Below are 23332 nucleotides of genomic sequence, written 5' to 3' on the forward strand. Positions count from 1 at the left end.
CCGCCCTCTCCCGCAAGCGGGCGAGGGGGCCTAACCGAGTTATTCGCGAGTTAGGCGATGGATTCCCCTCTCCTGCTTGCGGGAGAGGGGCTAGGGGTGAGGGCAAGCCTCACCGCCGATTCACACCCTGAACCGCGCCACCATCGCATTCAACTCCACCGCCAACCGCGACAGATCCTGGCTCGCCGCCGCCGTCTGATTGGCCCCGGCCGATGATTGCAGCGACAGGTCGCGGATATTGGTCAGGTTACGGTCCACTTCGCGAGCCACCTGCGCCTGCTCTTCGGAGGCGCTGGCGATCACCAGGTTGCGTTCGTTGATGGCCGAAATGGCGATGGCAATTTCATCCAGCGCACCACCCGCTGCCTTGGCCACATCGAGCGTGGAACGCGCGCGCTGGTTGCTGTTCTGCATGGCGCTTACCGCCTGATCGGTGCCTTGGCGAATGCCGCCCACCATCTGTTCAATCTCTTGCGTCGACTGCTGGGTACGGTGCGCCAGCGCCCGCACTTCGTCAGCCACAACCGCAAACCCACGCCCGGCTTCGCCGGCACGGGCCGCTTCGATGGCGGCGTTCAAGGCCAGCAGGTTGGTCTGTTCAGCAATGGAGCGGATGACATCGAGCACCTGGCTGATATCGCGCACCTTGTCCGCCAGCTGCAGCACCTGATCGGCTGAGGTGGTGACGTCATCGGCCAGGCTGGAAATGGAGTTCACCGTTTGCTGCACCTGCTCGCGGCCGCGCTGGGTGGTGCGGTCAGATTCTCGCGAGGCTTCGGAGGTGATCACCGCATTGCGCGCCACTTCTTCCACGGCCGTGGTCATCTCGTTGACTGCGGTGGCGGCCTGTTCGATCTCGTCGTTCTGCTGGTGCAGGCCACGGGTGGAGTCTTCGGTGACCGCAGTCAGTTCTTCCGAAGCAGAAGCAAGCTGATTGGAGGAGTCGGCAATACTCTGGATGGTGGTGCGCAGGCTTTGCTGCATGGTGTGCAAGGCGCCGAGCAAGCGCGCGGGCTCGTCCGAACCATCCACCTGAATGCGTTCGGTCAGATCGCCCGAGGCCACGATTTCGGCGGAGCGCAAGGCGCGGTTGAGCGGCGTAACGATGCTACGGGTCAGCAGCCACGCCAGCAGCACGGTGCCGATGGCGGCCAATACCATGGTGATGATCACCCAGGTGCGGGCGTTGTAGAACGTCGCACTGGCAGACGCGGCCGCGTTGGTGGCGCCCTTGCTGTTGTACTCGCTGAGCGCGCGCAGGGCTTTGGCCATGGCATCGGCCTGGGTGTTCATTTCGCCGCTGACCACAACCAGTGCTTCATCGATCTTGTTCTGGCGGGACAGCTCGACAACCCGACTTTGCTGTTGCAAGTAGCCGTTTTGCGCTGTTTTGAACGCCTGGTACAGGCGGGTTTCTTCGCCCTCATCAACTATTTTTTCGTAGCGGGCCTCTGCGGTCTGCATATCGCTTTTCAACTGCTCGGCGCGCGCCTCATTGTCCCGTTGCGCCTGCGGGTCGCGGATTAGCAACAGCCGCAGGGTGATGGTGCGAAGGCGCAATGCGCTTTCACTCAGGCTACCCAACGCCAACACACTGGGCATCCAGGATTGGTCTATTTCCGCTGACTCCTCGCGCATGCTGGCCATTTGTACAAGGGCAAAACCGCCAAGGAAAAACACCAGCAAGGCCACCAAGCCAAAACCTAGACCTGCACGGGGCGCGATGTTGAGGCTGCGAAGGTTCATCGAGATTCCATCCTGTAAAAAACAGAGAAACGTTCAGAAGGCCGAACAGTGGCCTAACCGGAGCGTAACCACCTATCGGCAGCAAACTGCCTGTACTTGAAGTGAGTGCCCACAAAAAAAGCCCAAGTCTTTGAGAGAAAAGGGCTTTATGGCGTAAATACAATCGTAACAGGGTATGTAGCGGACCAAGAGCATGCCCCAATCACACTTTAAAGCGCGCGACCATGCCGTTGAGGCCAACTGCCAGCCGTGACAGCTCCTGACTGGCCGCTGCCGTCTGATTGGCTCCAGCCGAGGATTGCAGCGACAGGTCGCGGATATTGGTCAGGTTACGATCCACTTCCCGCGCTACCTGCGCCTGTTCTTCCGAGGCGCTGGCGATCACCAGGTTGCGTTCGTTGATGGCTGAGATGGCCACGGCGATCTCGTCCAACGCATTGCCGGCGGCCTTGGCCACATCCAGGGTGGCGCGGGCGCGCTGGTTGCTGGTGTGCATGGCGCTCACCGCCTGGTCTGTGCCCTGGCGAATACCGCCGACCATCTGTTCGATCTCCTGGGTCGACTGCTGGGTGCGATGCGCCAGCGCCCGCACCTCATCGGCAACCACCGCAAAACCCCGCCCGGCCTCACCGGCACGGGCCGCCTCGATGGCAGCGTTGAGCGCCAGCAAATTGGTTTGCTCGGCAATGGAGCGAATCACGTCAAGTACCTTGCTGATGTCACGCACCTTGTCCGCCAGTTGCTCGACCTGATTAGAGGACGTGGTGACATCGTCGGCCAGGCTGGAGATCGATGTGACGGTCTGGCGCACCTGCTCGCGGCCGTGTTGGGTGGTGCGATCGGAGTCGCGCGAGGCTTCGGAGGTAATCACCGCGTTGCGCGCCACCTCCTCCACCGCCGTGGTCATCTCGTTGACGGCGGTCGCCGCCTGCTCGATTTCACTGTTCTGTTGATGCAGCCCACGTGTGGAGTCTTCGGTGACCGCATGCAGTTCTTCAGCGGCTGAAGCCAGTTGATTGGACGAATCGGCAATGCTCTGGATAGTGCCGCGCAGGTTCTGCTGCATGGTTTTCAGCGCCTGCAGCAGGCGCGCCGGCTCGTCGGTACCATCGACCTCGATGCGCTCGGTCAGATCGCCGGAAGCCACCACCTGGGCGATCCCCAGGGCGCGCAGCAGCGGCCCCACGATGCTGCGGGTCAGCAGCAGCGCCAGCACCACTGTCACCACCCCAGCCAGGAGCATGGTGACCACCATGCTCGCCCGGGCACTGGAGAACACCTCGCTGGAGCGGGCTTTGGCCTCCTGCGCACCCTGGGTGTTGATGGCAGTCATGGTGTCCAGTTCCTTTGCCATGGCGTCGCCGAACTGCACAAGCGTGGTATTGGCCAGCTCCGTCGCTTCATCGAATTGCTTGTTTTGGGCAAATTGCATCAGCTTGAGCTGCTCGGCCTCATAGCCCTGCATGGCAACGGTAAAGCGCTCGTAGGCCGCGCGCTCATCAGGACTGGAGATCAACGCCTCATAACGGCGCTGGTCCTCGACCAACACCGGCTTGAGCTTGTTTATCCGCTCGATATTGGCGCTTTGCTCTGCGTCGCTACGGTTGACCACCAGACGCAGGCTGATGGAGCGCATGCGCAAGGTGTTCTGCGCCAGAGCATCCAGGGCCAGGATACTGGGCAACCAGTTGTCGCTGACCTCCAGGGCATCGTCACGCATCGCGGACATTTTCAGCAGGGCGAAGGCGCCGAGAAACAGCACCATTAAGGCTAACAAGCCAAATCCAAGGCTGGCGCGGGGGGCAATATCGAGCTTTCGCAACATGACAGTCTTCCAGGCAAGTAAGCCGGACGGCAGCTGCCAGCCCGGCACAGGACCGATGGCGAGCCAGGGTTGCCGAGGGCTTTACACCCGAAGCAGGGAGGTGGGAGGCCATGGGTTCACGTACGGCACGCGCGGCGGCCGTAAGGAAAACATAGTCGTGATTATCTGCTTTGACAGCGCCAACAGGCGCCAGCGGACAGGTGTAAGCCTCGAACCCCGCCGGGCCTAGCGGATCACCCCTTCTTCAAGCAGCAGCTTGAAGATGGCCTCGGCGCCTTCCTGGGCACTCACATCCTTGAGCACCTGACCACCGCCGCCAGCCGCTTTTGCCGTGGCCGCTTTCATGCGCTCGGCGCCAGTCTTGGCCTTGATCACTTTCAATCGTTTGGGCCGTGGCCGCGCCGGTTGGAAGCTGGCGTTGCTCAGCAGATCGTCATCCAGCACGTGCACTTCATCCGTCCACAGCGTTCCGCGCCGCGCCGGGCCGAATGCGCTCTGCCGGGCGACAGGCGCAGCGTTGTCGACGCTGGCCAGAAACGGCAAACGCACTTGCAGGCGGCGACGCTGGCCACGAGGCAGCGCCTGCAGCACCTGCGCCACGCCGTTTTCGACCTTTTCCACTTCGGCCAGCCCCACCACCAGCGGCCAGCCCAGTTGCTCAGCCAGCAGGTAAGGGAGCATGCCCGAGCCTTCGCCGGTTTCCGCCTGGCTGCCGGTGAGCACCAGTTGCGCGCCACTGTCCTTGAGGTAGTCGAACAGCACCGGCAGCGCATCGGCGCCGTCGGGTTGCTGTAATACGCTAAGTTCGCTCAGGCCCATGCCGAGGTAAGCGCGCAGGGCTTCTTCTTCGGCGTTGCCGGCATGCAGCACCTGCACCTGCTCGCCGGCCAGGCGCAGGCCAAGCTCGACGGCGCGGGCGTCCTGCTCGGCGCGGCGGGCGCGGCCGGAGGTGGGGTGGGCGCCGATGGACACCAGGCACAACACGTTCAATGGCTTAGGCTGCATCGCGATTGCCTCCGGCGCGGTGCGCGGCCATGCGTTCGATAAGGGCGGCCAGAATGGCTGCCGAGTCGCCAATTACCGAGAGGTCGGCGCGTTTGATCATGTCGCAGCCGGCATCCAGGTTCACCGCCACCACCTTGTCGCAGGCACCGATGCCTTGCAGGTGCTGGATGGCGCCGGAAATCCCCACGGCCAGGTACACCCGCGCGGTCACCCAGGTGCCGGTGGCCCCGACCTGGCGGTTACGCGCCATATGGCCGTCGTCCACCGCCACCCGCGAGGCGCCTTCGGTGGCGCCAAGGGCCACGGCGGTGCGGTGGAACAGGTCCCAGTCTCTGACGCCGTTGCCGCCGGAGAGAATAAATTCCGCTTCGGCCATGGGTGTGGCGGCCGGGTCGACCGCGACTGCGCCGAGGTCTTCGATACGCGGCAGGCAGCGGGCGACTTCGGTGTCCAGGCTGACGGCGAGAGCCTCATGGCGGCTTTCGCTGACCGGCTCGGCGCATTCGCTGGCCGCCAGAATTACCCGCGCCAATGGCCGTTGCAGGTCCTGCTGGCCGGCACCAGCACGGCCGATGCAGTGCTCGTCGGTCACTTGCCAGACGCGGGTAGCCGGGCGCTCGCCCAACTGCGCGGCCAGGCGGCGGCCCAGTTCGCCACCCCCGGTGCGGCTATCCGGCAGCAACCAATGACGCGGCCGGAACTGCCGCTCGATGGCGGTCAGCGCCTGCACCTGTTGCTCTGGCGCGTAACCGCTGTACAGGGCGCCGTCCAGGTGCAGCAGGCGGTCGACGCCGGCGGTGTCGAAGCTGCTTTCTTTATGCTCACCGAACACCACTGCCAGCACCGCGCCCTGATGGCCGGCCAGCTTATGAGCCAGGCCGAGCAGGTCGCGGTCGTGGGTGGTCAGGCGGCCGCCCACCAGGTCGGGCACCACCACGATGTAGAAGCTGGGCGCGGCGACGGTATGCAGCGGCAGTTGCACGGCGGCCGCCTGGGTGGAGCGCTTGGCCGTGCCGCCCTGCTGGGCACCGCTGCGGTCGATGCGTTTTGTGCCGTTGGGGCCGATAAAGCCGACGGCATGAGGGTTCTTGCGAATGATGCCGTTGGGGCCCATCCAGCTGGTTTCGCTGCGCTGCACCGTGGCGTGCAACGGGTGCAGGCGGTTGCGGGCAATGCGTTCGGCGCGGGGGTCGCGGCGGATGATGTCAGACATGAGTAGCTCCTGCGCGGACCACTGTAGGAGCCAGCTTGCTGGCGAAACGTCGGCAAGGAGAAAGTAAGCGCTTCGCGAGCAAGCTCGCTCCTACACGGGACGCCGTGGCATTCAAGCCCATCATTGCACCTCCTCCACCACACGCTTCACAGCCACCGCAGCCGGCGCCTCCAGCAATACATCGGCCACCAACTCGGCAATGTCCTTGATCTGCGGCCGCGGCTCCACCACGCCTTCAAGCATTGCCGTGCACTGCGGACAACCCACCGCCACCAGTTCGGCGCCGGTTTCCTTGATGTCCACCATGCGCATATCCGGAATCCGTTGCTTGCCAGGGATATCGGTGATCGGCGCGCCACCGCCGCCACCGCAGCAGCGCGAGCGAAAGCCTGAACGCTGCATCTCTTTAACCTCGATACCGAGGGCGCGCAGTACATCGCGCGGCGCTTCGTACTCGCCGTTGTAGCGGCCCAGGTAGCACGGGTCGTGGTAGGTCACCGAGCCGCCTTTGTGCTGGCCCAGGTTGAGTTTTCCCGCGGCAATCAGCTCGGCAATAAAGGTGCTGTGGTGCAGCACCTCGTAGTTGCCACCAAGGGCGCCGTATTCGTTTTTCAGCACATGGAAGCTGTGCGGGTCGCAGCTGACGATGCGCTTGAAGCTGTATTTTCCGAGCGTGGCGATATTGCGTTTGGCCAGGCTCTGGAAGGTGGCTTCATCGCCTAGACGACGAGCCACGTCGCCGCTGTCGCGCTCTTCCAGCCCCAGTACGGCGAAGTCGACATTGGCCGCTTTCAGCACGTTGACGAAGGCGCGCAGGGTGCGCTGGTTGCGCATATCAAAAGCACCGTCGCCCACCCAGAACAGCACGTCGCAGTTTTTCTTGTCGCTGAGCAGGGTGAGGTTCAGGTCTGCCGCCCAGTTCAGCCGGCCACCGGGGTTAAAGCCGCCGGGGTTGTCGGTGGCGATCAGGTTATCCAGCACCTCGGCGCCCTTGTTGGGGGTGGCGCCTTTTTCCAAGGTCAGGTGGCGGCGCATATCGACGATGGCGTCGACGTGCTCGATCATCATCGGGCACTCCTCCACGCACGCGCGGCAGGTGGTGCACGACCACAGGGTGTCGGCATCGACCAGGCCGTTGACGATGGGTTGGTGCGGGCCACCGCTGTGTTCGCCTACGGGTTTGCCAGGGTAAGGACTGCCGGCGAACTTGGCATCGGTGCCGCCGGCAAGGCCCACGACCATGTCCTGAATCAGCTTCTTCGGGTTCAACGGCTGGCCGGCGGCAAAGGCCGGGCACGCCGCTTCGCATTTGCCGCACTGCACACAGGCGTCGAAACCGAGCAGTTGGTTCCAGGTGAAATCGGTGGGTTTTTCCACGCCCAGCGGCGCGTTCGGGTTGCTCAGGTCCAGGGCTTTCAAACCGGTGGAACGGCCACCGCCAAAACGCTCGGCGCGGCGGTGCCAGGCCAGGTGCAGGGCGCCAGCAAAGGCGTGTTTCATCGGCCCGCCCCAGGTCATGCCGAAGAACAGTTCGGACACACCCCAGGCCACGCCAATGGCCAGCACCAGCGCCAATATCCAGCCACCAAAATCAGCGGGCAGAATGCCGGCCACCGGCAAGGTGGCGATAAAGAAGCTGGCCGAAAACATCAGCAGGCTTTTGGGCAGGCGCATCCACGGGCCTTTGGACAAGCGCGACGGCGGCTTTAGCCGGCGCTTGGCCACAAACAAGGCACCCACAAACATCAGCGCACAGGCGCCCAGCAGCGCGACGCCGAGAATGCGGTTATGCATGCCAAAGCCATGCACCACAATCGCCAGCACGGCGGCCAGCACAAAGCCGCCGGCGGTGGCGACGTGGGTGTTGGCGATGTATTTGTCGCGGGCCACCACGTGGTGCAAATCGACCATATAGCGCTTGGGCATGGCCAGCAGGCCACCGAGCCAATCGACCTGGGCGGCACGGCCACGGCGCCACATGAAAAAGCGCTTGCCCGCACCGATCACGGCCAGCAGCAGGGCAGCGAATAGCAGGATGGGCAGAAGGGTGTTCAACATCGTTGGTCTCCTTCGCGGGACCGGAAAACAGTGCGATTCAATCCCCTCTCCCTCTGGGAGAGGGCTAGGGTGAGGGCGGCAGGCGACGTAGATCTCCGCCAAAAGAGCCCCTCACCCCCGCCCCTCTCCCAGAGGGAGAGGGGAGACTGACTAGAAGTCCTTACACAACCGCAACGCGTCATAAATCGCCGCGTGGGTGTTGCGCTGGGCCACGCAGTCGCCGATACGGAACAACAGGTAACCCTCACCCGCTTCGCTCAAGCACGGCTGCGGCTTGATCGCAAACAGGGCCTCGACGTCAATCTGGCCTTTGTTGCGCGAGCCTTCTTTGAGCGCGTAGTACAGGGTTTCGTCCGGCCGTACGCCGTTTTCCACCACCACCTGATCGACCACCCGTTCTTCCTTGGCGCCGGTGTATTCGTTCTCCAGCACGGCCACCAGTTTGTCGCCCTCGCGGTAGACCTTCTCCAGCATCATGTCGCCGGTCATGATCACTTCTTTGGGGTACATGCTGCGGTAGTAGGTGGGGAACGACGTACCGCCCATGGCCACGCCCGGCTTGGTGTCGTCGGTGACGATCTCCACCTGCGAGCCTTTGTCGGCCATAAAGTCGGCCACCGACATACCGGTGAATTCGCAAATGGTGTCGTACACCAACACGTTTTTGGCCGGCGCCACTTTGCCGTCCAGCACGTCCCAGCTGCTGACCACCAGGCCTTCAGCCGAGCCCCAGTGTTCGTTCTGCTCCAGGTACGGGTGACCGCCGTTGGCCAGCACGATCACGTCCGGACGCAGGTCCTGAATGGTCGCCACATCGGCACCGGTGCCCAGGCGCAGATCGATTTTCAGCCGGGCCAGCTCCAGCTGATACCAGCGGGTGATACCGGCAATCTGGTCACGCTGCGGCGCTTTGGACGCCGTGGTGATCTGCCCACCGAGGGCGTCTTTCTTCTCGAACAAGGTCACGTCGTGGCCACGCTCGGCGGCCACGCGCGCGGCCTCCATGCCGGCCGGGCCACCACCGACGACCACCACCTTGCGTTTGACGCCGGTGGTTTTTTCGATGATATGCGGCACGCCCATGTATTCACGGGAGGTGGCGGCGTTCTGGATGCACAGCACGTCCAGGCCCTGGTACTGGCGGTCGATGCAGTAGTTGGCACCCACGCACTGTTTGATCTGGTCGACCTGGCCCATCTTGATCTTGGCGATAAAGTGCGGGTCGGCAATATGGGCGCGGGTCATGCCGACCATGTCCACATAGCCGCCATCGAGAATACGGGTGGCCTGGTTCGGGTCTTTGATGTTCTGCGCGTGCAGCACCGGTACCTTCACCACTTCCTTGATGCCGGCGGCCAGGTGCAGGAACGGCTCCGGCGGGTAGCTCATGTTCGGAATCACGTTGGCCAGGGTGTTGTGGGTGTCGCACCCCGAGCCCACCACACCGATAAAGTCGATCATGCCGGTGTCGTCGTAGTACTTGGCGATCTGCTTCATGTCTTCGTGGCTCAAGCCATCGGGGTGAAACTCGTCACCGCAGATACGCATGCCCACGCAGAAGTCCGGGCCCACTTCCTTGCGAATGGCCTTGAGCACTTCCAGGCCGAATTTCATCCGCCCTTCGAAATCGCCGCCCCATTCATCGGTGCGTTTGTTGACCCGCGGGCTCCAGAACTGGTCGACCATATGCTGGTGCACGGCCGACAGCTCGATACCGTCCAGGCCACCCTCCATCGCCCGGCGCGCAGCCTGGGCGTAGTTACCGATCACCCGCCAGATTTCTTCCACTTCAATGGTTTTGCAGGTGGCGCGGTGCACCGGTTCGCGGATGCCCGACGGCGACATCAGGGTCGGCCAGTTGAAACCGTCCCAGCGCGAGCGGCGGCCCATGTGGGTAATTTGAATCATTATCTTGGCGCCATGCTTGTGCATGGCGTCGGCCAGATTCTGGAAGTGCGGAATGATGCGGTCGGTGGAGAGGTTTACCGAACTCCACCACTCCTGCGGGCTGTCGATCGCCACCACCGAAGAACCACCACAGATCGCCAGGCCGATACCGCCCTTGGCCTTCTCTTCGTAGTACTTGATATAGCGCTCGGTGGTCATGCCGCCGTCGGTGGCATACACCTCGGCGTGCGCGGTGCTGAGCACGCGGTTGCGGATGGTCAGTTTGCCAATTTGAATTGGCTGGAACATCGATTCAAAAGCCATTACGGCAACCTCCGAAAACTACTGCGCTCGGTTATGCGTCGTTGCAGGGCAACGCGAAAATGCTCATTTACTGGAAGTAAACTCCGCTTTTCGCGTTGCCCTGCGCCTCGCCTACCCTTCGCTCGCTACGTTTTCAATCTGCGTTGAAATTGATGAATCAGAGCGGCTTGACCACGAACAACCCATCGTCATGCCCTTCTTCCGAACCGCCATACACTTGCTCGGCGACGGTGCGGATGCTGCTGCCGCTGGCGGCCAGAATCTGGTCCATGGCGCCGGCAAACCAGCCGGTGAACATGTAATCCACCTTGCGCCCGACCTTGCCGTACACGTACACAAAGCAGGAGTGCTCGAGCTTGACGCTGGCGGTGCCTTTTTCCAGGTCGATGTCCTGGATCTTGAACAGGCCCCAGCCGCGTTGGGAAAGACGCTTCATGTAGTGCTCGAACACTGCCACGCCTTCAATGCCGTGGCATTCGGCTTCTTTCTCGCACCAGTGCCAGGCCGATTTGTAGCCGGCCTTGTAGAGGATTTCGGCGTAGGCATCGGCGCCCAGCACCTCCTCGATGCCCATGTGGTTGTTCACAAAGAAGTGGCGCGGCACATACAGCATCGGCAGCGCATCGCTGGTCCAGACACCGGTTTCGCTGTCGACTTCGATAGGCAGTTGCGGGGCGATTTTGGCCATGGGTGGAGCTCCAGAAAATTCGATAAAAGTGTTTACCCTCACCCCAACCCTCTGCCGACGGGAGAGGGAGCTGATCGCGGTTTGGCTCCCCTCTCCTGCGTGCGGGAGAGGGGCTGGGGGTGAGGGAGAGGAAACGGCGTTATTCGCCCCAAACATCCGCAAGTACATTCACCCAGTTCTCACCCATGATCTTGCGCACCACGCGTTCGCTATGGCCGCGCTTGAGCAGGGTTTCGGTGAGGTTCGGGAACTCGCCCACGGTGCGAATGCCCAGCGGGTTGATGATCTTGCCGAAGCTGGTGAGGCGACGGGCGTAGCCCTTGTCGTGGGTCAGGTATTCGAAGAATTCCTGGCCGTGGCCCTGGGTGAAGTCGGTGCCGATACCGATGGCGTCTTCGCCGACGATATTCATCACGTATTCGATGGCTTCGGCGTAGTCGTCGATGGTGGAGTCGATGCCCTTGGCCAGGAACGGCGCGAACATGGTCACGCCAACAAAACCGCCATGGTCGGCAATAAACTTCAGCTCTTCATCGGACTTGTTGCGCGGGTGCTCTTTGAGCCCGGACGGCAGGCAGTGCGAGTAGCACACCGGCTTTTTCGATTCGAGGATGACTTCTTCGGACGTCTTGGAACCCACGTGAGAGAGGTCGCACATCACCCCGACACGGTTCATTTCCGCGACGATCTCGCGGCCGAAACCCGACAGGCCGCCGTCACGCTCGTAGCAACCGGTGCCCACCAAGTTCTGGGTGTTGTAGCACATCTGCACAATGCCCACGCCCAGCTGCTTGAAGACCTCGACGTAGCCGATCTGGTCTTCATAGGCATGGGCATTCTGGAAACCGAACAGGATGCCGGTCTTGCCCTGCTCCTTGGCTTTGCGGATGTCGGCGGTGGTGCGCACCGGCATTACCAGGTCGGCGTTTTCGCGCATCAGTTTCTGGCTGGAAGCGATGCTATTAACGGTGGCCTGGAAGCCTTCCCATACCGACACGGTGCAGTTGGCCATGGTCAGGCCGCCTTTGCGCATGTCTTCGAACAGCTCACGGTTCCACTTGGCGATGATCAGACCGTCGATAACGATGCTGTCGGCGTGCAATTCGGCTGGGCTCATCAGGCTGTCCCCTTTTCGTAGAAGTCACGCCGAATCGTTTGCCGGCGCTTTGGGTCAGCATATTCCTTGGGGGTTTGCCGCTATCGCGCAAAAACGACAGGGGAATTGTCGAAAGCGTCAAAGCAGGCTTATCGCCGCCTTGCGCGCCGGGTGGCGGTCCTCCCTCGGGCAGCAGGCAAACCGGGTGCGGTAGCAGCGCGAGAAATACGACTGCGATTCAAAACCGCAGGCCAGGCTTACCTCAAGCACGCTCATGTCGGTTTGCCGCAACAGCTGGCGGGCCTTGTCCAGGCGCAGGGCCAGGTAGAAGTTCGATGGCGTGTCGTTCAGGTGTAAACGAAACAGCCGCTCCAATTGCCGGCGCGTGACCTGAATGCGCTCGGCCAGCACCAAGGTGCTGAGCGGCGGCTCGGTATGGCGCTCCATGGCGTCGATCACCTGCACCAGCTTGCGGTTGCTGATGCCATAGCGGCTGGCGATTTCCATGCGCTGGTGGTCTTGGCGCGGGCGGATACGGCTGAGCACAAACTGCTCCGACACCTGCACCGCCAGCTCGGCACCGTGGGCCTGGGCGATGAGGTCAAGCATCAGGTCAATCGAAGCAGTGCCGCCGGCGCAGGTAATGCGCGAACGGTCGACTTCGAACAACTCCTGGGTTACATGCAGGCGCGGGTAGCTTTCCTTGAAGGCATCCAGCGCCTCCCAGTGCAGGGTCACAGTGTGGCCGTCGAGCAGACCGGCTTCGGCCAACACCACTGCCCCGGTATCGATGCCGCCCAGGGTCACGCCCTCGCTGTCCAGCCGTTTAAGCCAGTGCGCCAGCGTGGCGGTATAAGCCTGCAAGGGTTCGAAACCGGCCACCACCAATAGGCGTGTGCCGCGCGGCAGCGGTTGCAGGGCGCCGTCGGCGTTGATCGACATGCCGTTGCTGGCCAGCACCGGCCCGCCATCCAGGCTCATCACCTGCCAGTGATACAGCTCACCCCTGAACCGGTTGGCCACGCGCAAGGGCTCCACGGCGGACAGAAAGCCCAGCATGGAAAAACCGGGCAACAGCAAAAACCAGAAGTCTTCACGGGGCATGGCAAGGCTCGGCCAGGGTAATGTTCGAGGCTTACGCCACGGCGCAGGCTTTGGCAATGCAACAGGTCGCTTGCGTACAAAAGCTGGTCGCTACCGTGGGATTTTGCCGCCGCTGCGCTGCGTAATTTGGCCAACAGCTGGCAAGGCACCGCTGGCCACACTCGACAACAAGCATTCCCGAGCGCGCACTTGGCCCGCCGAGGAATCAGCCACATGAGGAACACCGATGAAGACCTTACTCAGTTGCTGTTTGTTAGTGCTCGCCAGCCAGACCGCCCTCGCCGCCGACCCGGCCGCGTGCAAAACCGTGCGCCTGGGCGTGGTGAACTGGACCGATGTGATTGCCACCAGCGCCATGACCCAGGTGCTGCTCGACGGCCTGGGCTATGAAACCAAGCAGACCAGTGCGTCGCAGCAAATCATTTTTGCCGGTATCCGTGACAAGCGCCTGGATATGTTTCTGGGTTACTGGAACCCGATCATGACCCGCACCATCACCCCCTTTATCGACGCCAAGCAGGTAAGGGTGCTGGAAAAACCGAGCCTGGAAGACGCCCGCGCCACCCTGGCGGTACCCACGTACCTGGCCGACAAGGGCCTGAAAACCTTTGCCGATATCGCCAAGTTCGAGAAAGAACTGGGCGGCAAAATCTACGGCATTGAACCGGGCTCGGGCGCCAACACCGGCATCAAGGACATGATCGCGAAAAACCAGTTTGGCCTGGGCAAGTTCCAACTGGTGGAATCCAGTGAGGCCGGCATGCTGGCCGCCGTCAGCCGGGCAGTGAAACGCAAGGAAGCGGTGGTGTTCTTCGGCTGGGCGCCGCACCCGATGAACGTCAACCAGGACATGACCTACCTCTCCGGCAGCCAGGACGCCCTCGGCCCGGACGAAGGCCGCGCCACGGTGTGGACCGTCACCGCGCCGGACTACGCCAGCCGCTGCCCGAACGTCGACAAGCTGCTAAGCAACCTGAGCTTCAGTGCCGCCGACGAGAGCCGCATGATGCAGCCCCTGCTCGACCACCAGGACCCGCTGGAATCGGCGAAAAAGTGGCTCAAGGACCACCCGCAAGACCAGCAGCGCTGGCTTGAAGGCGTGACCACCCTCGACGGCCGTCCCGCCAATGAACACCTGCAACTGACCTCCAACCCTTAAAACACCGACTGGCACCATGCGCAGCCCTGATTGCGGCTGCGCGGCGGTGAGCCCTGCCCGACTGTAAGGAAGTGCCGTATGAACCACGACGTCATCATTACCTGCGCCCTCACCGGCGCTGGCGACACCACCGGCAAAAGCCACCTGGTACCCATCACCCCGAAACAGATTGCGGCGGCTGCCGTGGAAGCGGCCAAGGCTGGCGCTACCGTGGTGCACTGCCATGTTCGCGACCCGGCCACCGGCAAGTTCAGCCGCGACGTGGCGCTGTACCGCGAAGTGATGGAACGCATCCGTGAGGCGGACGTGGACATCATCGTCAACCTCACCGCCGGCATGGGCGGCGACCTGGAGATCGGCGCCGGCGAACACCCGATGGAATTCGGCCCCAACACCGACCTGATTGGCCCGCTGGCGCGGCTCGCCCACGTCGAAGCCCTGCTGCCGGAAATCTGCACCCTGGACTGCGGCACCCTCAACTTCGGTGACGGCGACACCATCTACGTCTCCACCCCGGCCCAACTGCGCGCCGGCGCCAAGCGCATCACCGAACTCGGGGTGAAAGCCGAGCTGGAAATCTTCGATACCGGCCACCTGTGGTTCGCCAAGCAGATGATCAAGGAAGGCCTGCTCGACGACCCGCTGTTTCAACTGTGCTTGGGCATTCCCTGGGGCGCGCCGGCCGACACCACCACCATGAAAGCCATGGTCGACAACCTGCCTGCAGGCTGCACTTGGGCCGGTTTTGGCATCGGCCGCATGCAGATGCCAATGGCGGCGCAAGCGGTGCTGCTGGGCGGCAACGTGCGGGTCGGCCTGGAAGACAACCTGTGGCTGGACAAAGGCGTGCTGGCCAGCAACGGCGCACTGGTGGAGCGGGTCAGTGAAATTCTCACCCGACTGGGCGCGCGCATCCTTACTCCGGCAGAAGGCCGGGCAAAAATGAACCTCAAACGTCCCGCCTGAGCCAGGAGTTGCCATGCGTTTTATTACCGACATCAACACATTCGCCGCCCTGGGCAGCGGCGTTATCGGCAGCGGCTGGGTAGCACGGGCGCTGGCCCACGGCCTGGACGTGGTGGCCTGGGACCCGGCGCCCGGCGCCGAGGCCGCGCTGCGCCAACGGGTGGCCAACGCCTGGCCGGCGCTGGAAAAACAGGGCCTGGTGCCGGGAGCGGCGCTGGAGCGCCTGACGTTCGTCGACACCATCGAGGCCTGCGTGCGCGACGCCGACTTTATCCAGGAAAGCGCCCCGGAGCGCCTCGACCTCAAGCTCGACCTGCACGCCAGGATCAGCGCGGCGGCCAAGCCCGATGCACTGATTGCCTCGTCTACCTCGGGCCTGCTGCCCAGCGAGTTCTACGCCGATGCCGTCCACCCAGAACGCTGCGTAGTCGGCCACCCGTTCAACCCGGTGTACCTGCTGCCGCTGGTCGAAGTGGTGGGCGGCGCAAACACCGCGCCCGACGCCATTCAAGCCGCGATCACCGTGTACAAAACGCTCGGCATGCGCCCCTTGCACGTACGCAAGGAAGTGCCCGGCTTTATCGCAGACCGCCTGCTCGAAGCCCTGTGGCGCGAGGCCCTGCACCTGGTCAACGACGGGGTAGCCACCACCGGCGAAATCGACGACGCCATCCGTTTTGGTGCCGGGCTGCGCTGGTCATTCATGGGCACGTTCCTCACCTACACCCTGGCCGGGGGTGATGCCGGCATGCGCCACTTCATGGCCCAGTTCGGCCCGGCGCTACAATTGCCCTGGACCTACCTGCCGGCACCCGAGCTGACCGACCAGTTAATCGATGACGTGGTCGCCGGCACGGCCGAGCAGCAAGGCCAGCGCAGCATCGCCGAGCTGGAACGCTACCGAGACGACTGCCTGATGGCCGTGCTCGACGCCGTAAAAACCACCAAAGCCAAACACGGCTTCGCCTTTGCCGACTAAGGAACGCGCCCCATGCCACCGCGTATTTACCAAACCCGCGTCAGCGCCGACTGGGTCGACTACAACGGCCACCTGCGCGACGCCTACTACCTGCTGATCTTCAGCCAGGCCGTCGACACCCTGATGGACCAGATCGGTCTCGACGCCGCCGGCCGCGCCGCCAGCGGCCACTCCCTGTTCACCCTGGAAGCGCACATCAACTACCTGCACGAAGTAAAACAAGACGAGCCCGTGGACGTGCGCCTGCACATACTCGGCCACGACCGCAAACGCCTGCACCTCTACCTCAGCCTGCACCGCGAAGGGCGGGAAGAAGCCGTGGCCGTAAGCGAACAGATGCTGCTGCACGTCGACATGAGTGGCCCAAAATCAGCACCGTTCAGCGCCACGACAGCCGCGCGGATTGCAGGGCTGGTCAAAGCCCAAGGTGAACTACCAAAACCCGAATATGCAGGGCGAGTGATGGCGTTGCCAGGCTAAAAAAGCATCGCGGCTGAAGCCTCTCCTACAAAATCCGCGCCGACTCGGCGGATATCCGCTGCGCGGATATTCGCCCTACGTCTTGCCTTTGATCTGCTGTTGCTTTCGCTTGTGATCTACCCGCCCCTTGAGCGCAGGCCGAACGGAGTCGCCGTGGAAGGGGTTGAGCGGCCGGGAGCCGCGAAAGGCGTGAGGGCCATGGATGGCCCTTCTCGCCGGCCCCTGGAGCGGCGACGTAGCGAGGGGAGTCGGAGCGCAGCGTAGACCCAAGGTAGGGGCAAGATTTTTTGGTTTCTTTTTCATCGACTGGAAAAAGAAACTCGCGCGTAAGGCGCGAAACAAAACGCCCACCACACGCGGTAACGAAGAAGAACAACGTTCCCCACAAACCCGCTTAAAAAGCCTCAAGCTTTTGATGTTGAGGTTCAGCCCCACCCAAAATCGAGATCGAGCGAGCTAGAGCAGTGCAAGGCAAAAATGGCGTTTCAAGCGCAGTGGGCTGGTGCCCATGAGCATTGATACGCCATTTTTAACGCAGCAATGCCGACGCGCAGCCGATCGCTTTCTTACACCCAAAAAAAACCTCCCGCAAAGCCGACACAGCGCGGGAGGTTAAGTTTGCTTCTAACAGGGAGAGTCCACGCCAAACCGACAACTTCGATCGGGTGACCAAACCCAACCAAACGGCCAACGTATTGCCACTCAAGGCTGACGCTCTGGCGGCCATTGTGCCGATTGCGAACGACCGAAAATTGCTTGAAAACGACCTGCTCATGCATATAACAGCCATCGCGCTTGTGAGTACGTCACACCCTCACCAGAATCGCTCCACCACTCCCCGTAAAAGGACCACGGCCATGATGCACGCTGACCTGATCGACCAGGACGACCTGCGCGAACGTCTGCAAACCCTGGGTTTTGCCGTGCCCGCCGGCGCCACACCCGAGCAGGCGTGCGAGCACGCTGTCATCGGCCTGGACGCTCCACGGGCACTGGCCCTGCGCAAATTGGTGGAACAGATGCTAGGCAGCGGCGCAGTGATGCTGCCGGCCGTACGCGAAGCCATTTCGCGGCAGTTGCTGCCGGCGCTGGCGCAGTACAAAGAGAGTCATGGCGGATGAAAGCGGCGTAGGTTGGGCTGAGCGCAGCGAAGCCCAACAATACCGAGAATCCGCCACCACCAACGATGTCAAACAGGACGCGTGCAGCTTATGGTCGTTCTGTTTGACGCCGCTGCTGGGGCGAATGGCAGCGTATCGTTGGGCTTCGCCTTTGGCTCAACCGAACCTACAGCCTTACGCTGGCGAACGTCGATTCCGATCGCGCCTGACTCAAGGCCGACATTGCCCCCGGCGTAGACGCCAGCACCAACGCCTGCGGAATCGGCATCATCGCCACTTGCTGCGCAGTGTTGGAGCCCATGCGCTCATCGCGCGGCGGAATGCCGAAGTACTCGCGGTAGCACTTGGAGAAGTGCGGCGTGGAGACAAACCCACACACCGACGCCACTTCGATGATCGACATCGGCGTCTGCTTGAGCAGCTGTCGTGCACGCACCAGGCGCAGCTTGAGGTAGTAACGCGACGGCGAGCAGTGCAGGTATTTCTGGAACAGGCGCTCAAGCTGACGACGGGACACGTTGACGTACACCGCCAGTTCGTCGAGGTCGATGGGCTCTTCTAGGTTGGCTTCCATCAGCACCACAATTTCCTGCAGTTTGGGCTGGTTGGTGCCGAGCATATGTTTGAGCGGTACACGCTGGTGATCCTGCTCGTTACGAATGCGCTCGTAGACGAACATTTCCGAAATCGCCGCCGACAACTCACGGCCATGCTCGCGGGAGATCACGTGCAGCATCATGTCCAGCGGCGCGGTGCCGCCTGAGCTGGTGAAGCGGTTGCGGTCCAGGGTAAACAGACGAGTGCTCATCACTACACGGGGAAACGCTTCCTGCATCGCGGCCAGGCATTCCCAGTGCACGCTGCAATCAAACCCATCGAGCAGACCGGCGCAGGCCAGTGCCCAGCTGCCGGTGCACACGGCACCCAGTTTGCGCGACTGACGCGCCTGGGTTTGCAGCCACAAAACGTGTTCGCGGGTAACACTGCGTTGAATACCGATGCCGCCGCAGACAATCACCATGTCCAGCGCCGGCGCTTTTGCCGCCGCGCAGTCGGGGGTGATTTGCAGGCCGTCGCTGGCCCAAACCTGATTGCCGTCCAGGGTCATGGTGGTCCAGCGATACAGCTCGCGACCAGACAGTTGGTTGGCCATGCGCAGCGGTTCGACGGCCGAAGCCAGGGAAATCAGAGTGAAATTATCCAGCAGCAGAAAGCCGATGGATTGTGGAGCACGGTTCTGGGGTTGAGCCCCTTGGTTGAACAGCGACATCACGGTATCTCCTCACGCAGGTATGGCCTCAGCCGAGGCTCTTTATTTTTATGGCCCACGTGCGATTACACCGTCGGGCTATGGTCAGGCATAACGCAAAGGCCATGCCTAAATTGAACGGGCATTCAAAAAAAACCAAAAACGACGTCGCTGAGGCTCTAAATCGCCCCTGCTTATAAGGTCAGAACGAAGGTGCTAGACCGCAGGCGGGCAGCGTGACTGAGCAGTTTCGTAGCACTTTGGCGAATGCTCTTACGGCACCTTTGAAAACTGTCACTGCTGGCGCACAACTGGTGAAAGGCTTGCCGTAGCTCGCGCCAAAACATGGCGTGTTTTTCACGTAACGATCAAAAACTGTGCAGGTCCACAACGGCCCCGTAGGAGCCAGCTTGCTGGCGAACCCTGCAAACGAAGAGCTTCGCGAGCAATCGGATGGCCGCCCCCTCGCTCCTACGAAAAATCGACGGTGGAAACATCAACACTCGATTGCGCTTACCGCCAACCCACCGCGCGAGGTCTCTTTGTATTTGTCGTGCATATCGGCGCCGGTGTCGCGCATGGTCCGGATTACTCGATCGAGGGAAATAAAGTGTTCGCCGTCGCCACGCAGGGCCATCTGTGCGGCGTTGATGGCTTTTACTGCGGCAATCGCGTTGCGCTCGATGCAGGGCACTTGCACCAGCCCGCCGACCGGATCACAGGTAAGGCCCAGGTTATGTTCCAGGCCAATCTCGGCGGCGTTCTCCAGTTGCCCCGGCGTGGCGCCGAGAATCTCGGCAAGGCCTGCCGCGGCCATGGCGCAGGCCGAACCGACCTCGCCCTGGCAACCCACTTCAGCGCCGGAGATCGAGGCGTTCTTCTTACACAGGATGCCGATGGCGGCGGCGGCCAGAAAGTATTCGCAAACATCCGCCTCGGTCACCGCCGGGCTAAAGCGTACGTAGTAGTGCAGCACGGCGGGAATGATGCCGGCGGCGCCATTGGTGGGCGCGGTCACCATGCGCCCACCGGCGGCGTTCTCTTCGTTAACGGCCAGCGCGAACAGGTTCACCCATTCCATGCCGCTTAAGGTCGAGCCAATGACATTGGGTTTGCCCAGTTCTTGAAGACTGCGGTGCAGTTTGGCGGCGCGGCGTTTGACGTTGAGCCCGCCGGGCAGAATGCCTTCGTGCTTGAGGCCGTTGTCCACGCAGTCGCGCATGGCTTTCCACAGGCGCATCAGGCCCTGGCGAATTTCCGCTTCACTGCGCCAGGCCTTCTCGTTGGCCATCATCAGTTCGGACACCCGCAGGTTGTGGGTTTTGCACAGCTGCAGCAGTTCTTCGGCGCTGGAAAAGTCGTAGGGCAGCTCGGTGTGGTCCTGGTCGAGCACGCCACTGGCAGCCTGCTCGGCATCCACGACAAAACCACCGCCCACCGAATAATAGGTATCGCGGTGCAACTCGCCGTCTTCGCCTTCAACAATCAGGGTCATGGCGTTGGGGTGATACGGCAGGTTTTCGTCCAGCAGCAGCATGTCGCGCGACCACTGAAACGGCACTTCGAAATGACCGTCGAGCAGCAGGCAGCCGCTGTCGTGCAGGGCGGCGATACGGGGGGCGATGGTGGCCGGGTCGATGGCGTCGGGCCAATCGCCCATCAGGCCCATGATCACTGCGCTGTCGCTGCCATGGCCGACGCCGGTGGCCGACAGTGAGCCGTACAGGCGCACTTGCACGCGGCGGACCTGCTGCAACTGCCCGCGTTCACGCAAGCCTTGAACGAACAGCGCGGCGGCGCGCATGGGGCCGACGGTGTGGGAGCTGGAGGGGCCGATGCCTATCTTGAACAGGTCGAATACGCTGATGGCCATGCTGTTTTCCTCAACCGGTACAGGGCGGGAAGAACGCCCGCAAGTGCGCGGATCATCCGGCTTTTGCCCGGGCGCACGGGGTCCGGCAACGACGCGGTCATGTCCACTAACGTCGCCCGATTCTGCCCGCGCATCCACCTGCGACAGCTGCGCGCTGAATACGACATCGGCACATCCATTCGCGACCTCCTGCGTGGTCGCTGTCACATGGCACGCGCATAGTCGCCGCGCCCGGCACGCTTCCTGCGACTGTATGGACTGGCCTGCATGGCCACTGACTTTTCAAGCGCTGCCTTGCAGCGCTGACCCCACGCTAAGGAACGCGCCGACTATGAAATTCGTGACCTCTGTTTGCCTGGCTCTCTCGTTCGGAGTGGGCCTGACGAAGCCTGTATTGGCCACCGCCGCCGAACCGGAAAGCTGCAAGCTGGTGCGCTTTGCCGACGTGGGCTGGACCGACATCACCGTGACCACCGCCGTTACCCGCCTGCTGCTGGGCAACCTGGGGTATGTCACCAGCGTCAAACGCTTGTCCGTGCCGCAGACGTACAAGTCGCTGCAGGACAAACAGCTCGATGTCTTCCTCGGCAACTGGATGCCGAGCATGGAAAACGACATCAAGGCCTACCGCGATGCCGGCACCGTGGAAACCCTGCGGGCCAACCTGCATGGCGCCAAGTACACCCTGGCCGTTCCGGACTATGTCTATGACGGCGGCCTGAAAAGCTTCAAGGACCTGGCCAAGTTCAAGGACAAACTCGACGGCAAAATCTACGGCATTGAGCCTGGCAACGACGGCAACGCCCTGATCAACAAGATGATCAAAGAGAACGCCTACGGTATCGGCACCTTCAAGCTGGTGGAGAGCAACGAGGCGAAGATGCTTGCCAGCGTCGAGCGCGCCGGCCACCTCAATCAGTGGATCGTGTTCCTGGGCTGGGAGCCGCACCCGATGAACACCCACTACAAAATGAAATACCTCGAAGGCGGTGACGACTACTTCGGCCCCGACTACGGCGGCGCCACGGTATACACCAACGTGCGCAAGGGGTACGCCCAGGAATGTGCCAACGTCGGCAAGCTGCTGGCCAACCTGGAGTTCCAGCTGAATATGGAAAACGAATTGATGGATGGCGTGCTCAACCAGAGCCTCAACCCGCGCCAGACCGCCAAGAATTGGCTACAGGCTCACCCGCAGGTGCTCGATGCCTGGTTGCAGGGTGTGACCAACCGCGACGGGCAACCGGCGCTGCCAATTGTGAAAAGCAAGCTGCAACTGTGAAGCGAAAGTGCAGGTGTTGGTGGCCCAGGAGGTCGTAAACGACCTCACCGGTGCCAGATACGACGCCCTCTGCACTGGTTGCGACGCACCCTGTATGCGTTTGTTTTGCCCTGTTCCATGATCGTTCTCGACACGACCGCTAGGCTCTTTACCGGCAGCGCTGCATGGCGCCTTCAACCGGAGGCTTGATGCCTTGGGCTACACAAGAAGCGGCAACCTTCGTTCAGTACTGCACTGCCAAAACAAAATCATAAGGAGTCAGTCCCATGAAAGTTTTCACCCCCTTGCTGTTGGCCGTCGCCCTGGGCCTGCCGCTGCTGGCCAGCGCCGCAGAACCGGCAGCATGCAGCACCGTGCGCTTTTCCGATGTGGGTTGGACCGACATCACTGTCACCACCGCGGTAACCAGTGCGGTGCTGGAGTCGTTGGGTTACAAAACCAAGACCACCATGATTTCCGTGCCTGTGACCTACAAGTCGCTGGCCGCTGGCAAAGACCTCGATGTGTTCCTCGGCAACTGGATGCCGACCATGGAGAACGACATCAAGGCCTACCGCGATGCCGGCACCGTGGAAACCGTGCGCGCCAACCTCGAAGGCGCCAAATACACCCTGGCGGTACCGGACTACGCCTATGAGGCTGGCCTGAGAGACTTTTCCGATATCGCCAAATTCAAAGACAAGCTCGACGGCAAGATCTACGGCATCGAGCCTGGCAACGACGGCAACCGTCTGATCCAGAGCATGATCGATAAAGACGCCTTCGGCCTGAAGGGCTTCAAGGTGGTGGAGTCCAGCGAAGCGGCGATGCTGTCGCAACTCAAACGCTCCACGCGTAAAAACGAGTTCATGGTGTTCCTGGGTTGGGAACCGCACCCGATGAACACCCGCAACAAGATGAAGTACCTGACCGGTGGCGACGAGTACTTCGGCCCCAACTATGGCCAGGCCACTGTGCTGACCAACGTGCGCAAAGGCTACGTGCAAGAGTGCAGCAACGTCGGCAAGTTGTTGACCAACCTCTCCTTCACCCTGGAGATGGAAAACAACCTGATGGACGCCGTGCTCAACGAAAACCAGAAGCCGGATGTCGCCGCCAAGGCCTGGCTCAAAGCCAACCCGCAAGTACTCGACACCTGGCTGGCCGGCGTGACCACCCTGGACGGCAAACCCGGCATCGATGCCGCCAAAGCCGCTCTCGCCAAGTAACTCCGTTCGAGCAGTAACCGGGCGCCCGCAGCTAACCCTGCGGCGCGCACGGCAGGCTGTACCTATCCC

The 23332-nt window shown here is 62.1% G+C and carries 18 protein-coding genes; 7 read left to right on the forward strand and 11 right to left on the reverse strand.

The window, feature by feature from the left end; genetic code table 11:
• Window positions 1–120: 120 nt before the first annotated feature.
• The 9 genes from PKE98_RS00175 to PKE98_RS00215 all read right to left on the reverse strand — a co-directional run bounded on the left by PKE98_RS00175 (window position 121) and on the right by PKE98_RS00215 (window position 12946).
• Window positions 121–1746 carry a methyl-accepting chemotaxis protein gene (locus tag PKE98_RS00175; protein ID WP_271193211.1) on the reverse strand — a complete coding sequence of 542 codons (1626 nt, stop codon included), beginning with the start codon at window positions 1744–1746 and terminating at the stop codon, window positions 121–123.
• Between the two features lie 202 nt (window positions 1747–1948).
• Window positions 1949–3571, reverse strand: coding sequence for a methyl-accepting chemotaxis protein (locus PKE98_RS00180; RefSeq protein WP_271193212.1), 1623 nt, complete (start codon window positions 3569–3571; stop codon window positions 1949–1951).
• Between the two features lie 225 nt (window positions 3572–3796).
• Window positions 3797–4576, reverse strand: coding sequence for an electron transfer flavoprotein subunit beta (gene etfB / locus PKE98_RS00185; protein ID WP_271193213.1), 780 nt, complete (start codon window positions 4574–4576; stop codon window positions 3797–3799).
• Window positions 4566–5789 carry an electron transfer flavoprotein subunit alpha gene (gene etfA / locus PKE98_RS00190; RefSeq protein WP_271193214.1) on the reverse strand — a complete coding sequence of 408 codons (1224 nt, stop codon included), beginning with the start codon at window positions 5787–5789 and terminating at the stop codon, window positions 4566–4568. The genes etfB and etfA overlap by 11 nt, the downstream gene beginning before the upstream one ends.
• 120 nt (window positions 5790–5909) lie before the next feature.
• Entirely contained in the window at window positions 5910–7847 is a 1938-nt protein-coding gene (gene dgcB, locus PKE98_RS00195) for a dimethylglycine demethylation protein DgcB (protein ID WP_271193215.1), read from the reverse strand.
• Window positions 7848–7997: 150 nt separating this feature from the next.
• On the reverse strand, window positions 7998–10058 hold the full coding sequence (gene dgcA, locus PKE98_RS00200) for a dimethylglycine demethylation protein DgcA (protein WP_271193216.1): 2061 nt from the start codon (window positions 10056–10058) through the stop codon (window positions 7998–8000).
• A 157-nt stretch (window positions 10059–10215) separates the two neighbouring features.
• Complete coding sequence (locus tag PKE98_RS00205) at window positions 10216–10746, reverse strand: DUF5943 domain-containing protein (protein ID WP_004880220.1); 531 nt, start codon at window positions 10744–10746, stop codon at window positions 10216–10218.
• Between the two features lie 139 nt (window positions 10747–10885).
• A complete protein-coding gene (locus PKE98_RS00210; RefSeq protein ID WP_271193217.1) occupies window positions 10886–11863 on the reverse strand; it encodes a dipeptidase in 978 nt (325 codons plus the stop codon).
• Between the two features lie 117 nt (window positions 11864–11980).
• Complete coding sequence (locus PKE98_RS00215; RefSeq protein WP_271193218.1) at window positions 11981–12946, reverse strand: GlxA family transcriptional regulator; 966 nt, start codon at window positions 12944–12946, stop codon at window positions 11981–11983.
• Window positions 12947–13172: 226 nt separating this feature from the next.
• Between PKE98_RS00215 and choX the strand changes: the two genes are divergently transcribed.
• The 5 genes from choX to PKE98_RS00240 all read left to right on the forward strand — a co-directional run bounded on the left by choX (window position 13173) and on the right by PKE98_RS00240 (window position 17651).
• Window positions 13173–14105 carry a choline ABC transporter substrate-binding protein gene (choX, locus tag PKE98_RS00220; RefSeq protein ID WP_271193219.1) on the forward strand — a complete coding sequence of 311 codons (933 nt, stop codon included), beginning with the start codon at window positions 13173–13175 and terminating at the stop codon, window positions 14103–14105.
• A 78-nt stretch (window positions 14106–14183) separates the two neighbouring features.
• Window positions 14184–15071 carry a 3-dehydrocarnitine:acetyl-CoA trimethylamine transferase CdhC gene (gene cdhC / locus PKE98_RS00225; RefSeq protein ID WP_271193220.1) on the forward strand — a complete coding sequence of 296 codons (888 nt, stop codon included), beginning with the start codon at window positions 14184–14186 and terminating at the stop codon, window positions 15069–15071.
• Between the two features lie 13 nt (window positions 15072–15084).
• Entirely contained in the window at window positions 15085–16050 is a 966-nt protein-coding gene (locus PKE98_RS00230) for an L-carnitine dehydrogenase (protein ID WP_271193221.1), read from the forward strand.
• A gap of 12 nt (window positions 16051–16062) precedes the next feature.
• On the forward strand, window positions 16063–16530 hold the full coding sequence (locus PKE98_RS00235) for a thioesterase family protein (protein ID WP_271193222.1): 468 nt from the start codon (window positions 16063–16065) through the stop codon (window positions 16528–16530).
• Between the two features lie 857 nt (window positions 16531–17387).
• Window positions 17388–17651: a hypothetical protein gene (locus PKE98_RS00240; protein WP_271193223.1), complete on the forward strand. Its 264-nt coding sequence runs from the start codon at window positions 17388–17390 to the stop codon at window positions 17649–17651.
• Between the two features lie 166 nt (window positions 17652–17817).
• On the opposite strand, the gene gbdR is transcribed toward PKE98_RS00240, so the two are convergent.
• Both gbdR and PKE98_RS00250 read right to left on the reverse strand, forming a co-directional pair.
• Window positions 17818–18921 (reverse strand): choline metabolism transcriptional regulator GbdR, encoded by a 1104-nt coding sequence (gene gbdR, locus PKE98_RS00245; RefSeq protein WP_271193224.1) that lies wholly within the window; start codon window positions 18919–18921, stop codon window positions 17818–17820.
• A 475-nt stretch (window positions 18922–19396) separates the two neighbouring features.
• On the reverse strand, window positions 19397–20773 hold the full coding sequence (locus PKE98_RS00250; RefSeq protein ID WP_271193225.1) for an L-serine ammonia-lyase: 1377 nt from the start codon (window positions 20771–20773) through the stop codon (window positions 19397–19399).
• 331 nt (window positions 20774–21104) lie between these two features.
• On the opposite strand from PKE98_RS00250, the gene PKE98_RS00255 reads away from it, so the two are divergent.
• Both PKE98_RS00255 and PKE98_RS00260 read left to right on the forward strand, forming a co-directional pair.
• Window positions 21105–22055 carry a choline ABC transporter substrate-binding protein gene (locus PKE98_RS00255; RefSeq protein ID WP_271193226.1) on the forward strand — a complete coding sequence of 317 codons (951 nt, stop codon included), beginning with the start codon at window positions 21105–21107 and terminating at the stop codon, window positions 22053–22055.
• 266 nt (window positions 22056–22321) lie between these two features.
• Window positions 22322–23263 (forward strand): choline ABC transporter substrate-binding protein, encoded by a 942-nt coding sequence (locus PKE98_RS00260; protein WP_271193227.1) that lies wholly within the window; start codon window positions 22322–22324, stop codon window positions 23261–23263.
• Window positions 23264–23332: the final 69 nt, after the last annotated feature.

This window comes from Pseudomonas turukhanskensis (genome assembly GCF_027922365.1).
GTDB lineage: Bacteria > Pseudomonadota > Gammaproteobacteria > Pseudomonadales > Pseudomonadaceae > Aquipseudomonas > Aquipseudomonas turukhanskensis.

Bases quoted from the DNA above. Each gene is read 5' to 3' on its own strand.
- PKE98_RS00175 (WP_271193211.1), bottom strand. From the start codon at position 1,746: ATGAACCTTCGCAGCCTCAACATCGCGCCCCGTGCAGGTCTAGGTTTT.
- PKE98_RS00180 (WP_271193212.1), bottom strand. From the start codon at position 3,571: ATGTTGCGAAAGCTCGATATTGCCCCCCGCGCCAGCCTTGGATTTGGC.
- etfB (WP_271193213.1), bottom strand. From the start codon at position 4,576: ATGCAGCCTAAGCCATTGAACGTGTTGTGCCTGGTGTCCATCGGCGCC.
- etfA (WP_271193214.1), bottom strand. From the start codon at position 5,789: ATGTCTGACATCATCCGCCGCGACCCCCGCGCCGAACGCATTGCCCGC.
- dgcB (WP_271193215.1), bottom strand. From the start codon at position 7,847: ATGTTGAACACCCTTCTGCCCATCCTGCTATTCGCTGCCCTGCTGCTG.
- dgcA (WP_271193216.1), bottom strand. From the start codon at position 10,058: ATGGCTTTTGAATCGATGTTCCAGCCAATTCAAATTGGCAAACTGACC.
- PKE98_RS00205 (WP_004880220.1), bottom strand. From the start codon at position 10,746: ATGGCCAAAATCGCCCCGCAACTGCCTATCGAAGTCGACAGCGAAACC.
- PKE98_RS00210 (WP_271193217.1), bottom strand. From the start codon at position 11,863: ATGAGCCCAGCCGAATTGCACGCCGACAGCATCGTTATCGACGGTCTG.
- PKE98_RS00215 (WP_271193218.1), bottom strand. From the start codon at position 12,946: ATGCCCCGTGAAGACTTCTGGTTTTTGCTGTTGCCCGGTTTTTCCATG.
- choX (WP_271193219.1), top strand. From the start codon at position 13,173: ATGAAGACCTTACTCAGTTGCTGTTTGTTAGTGCTCGCCAGCCAGACC.
- cdhC (WP_271193220.1), top strand. From the start codon at position 14,184: ATGAACCACGACGTCATCATTACCTGCGCCCTCACCGGCGCTGGCGAC.
- PKE98_RS00230 (WP_271193221.1), top strand. From the start codon at position 15,085: ATGCGTTTTATTACCGACATCAACACATTCGCCGCCCTGGGCAGCGGC.
- PKE98_RS00235 (WP_271193222.1), top strand. From the start codon at position 16,063: ATGCCACCGCGTATTTACCAAACCCGCGTCAGCGCCGACTGGGTCGAC.
- PKE98_RS00240 (WP_271193223.1), top strand. From the start codon at position 17,388: ATGATGCACGCTGACCTGATCGACCAGGACGACCTGCGCGAACGTCTG.
- gbdR (WP_271193224.1), bottom strand. From the start codon at position 18,921: ATGTCGCTGTTCAACCAAGGGGCTCAACCCCAGAACCGTGCTCCACAA.
- PKE98_RS00250 (WP_271193225.1), bottom strand. From the start codon at position 20,773: ATGGCCATCAGCGTATTCGACCTGTTCAAGATAGGCATCGGCCCCTCC.
- PKE98_RS00255 (WP_271193226.1), top strand. From the start codon at position 21,105: ATGAAATTCGTGACCTCTGTTTGCCTGGCTCTCTCGTTCGGAGTGGGC.
- PKE98_RS00260 (WP_271193227.1), top strand. From the start codon at position 22,322: ATGAAAGTTTTCACCCCCTTGCTGTTGGCCGTCGCCCTGGGCCTGCCG.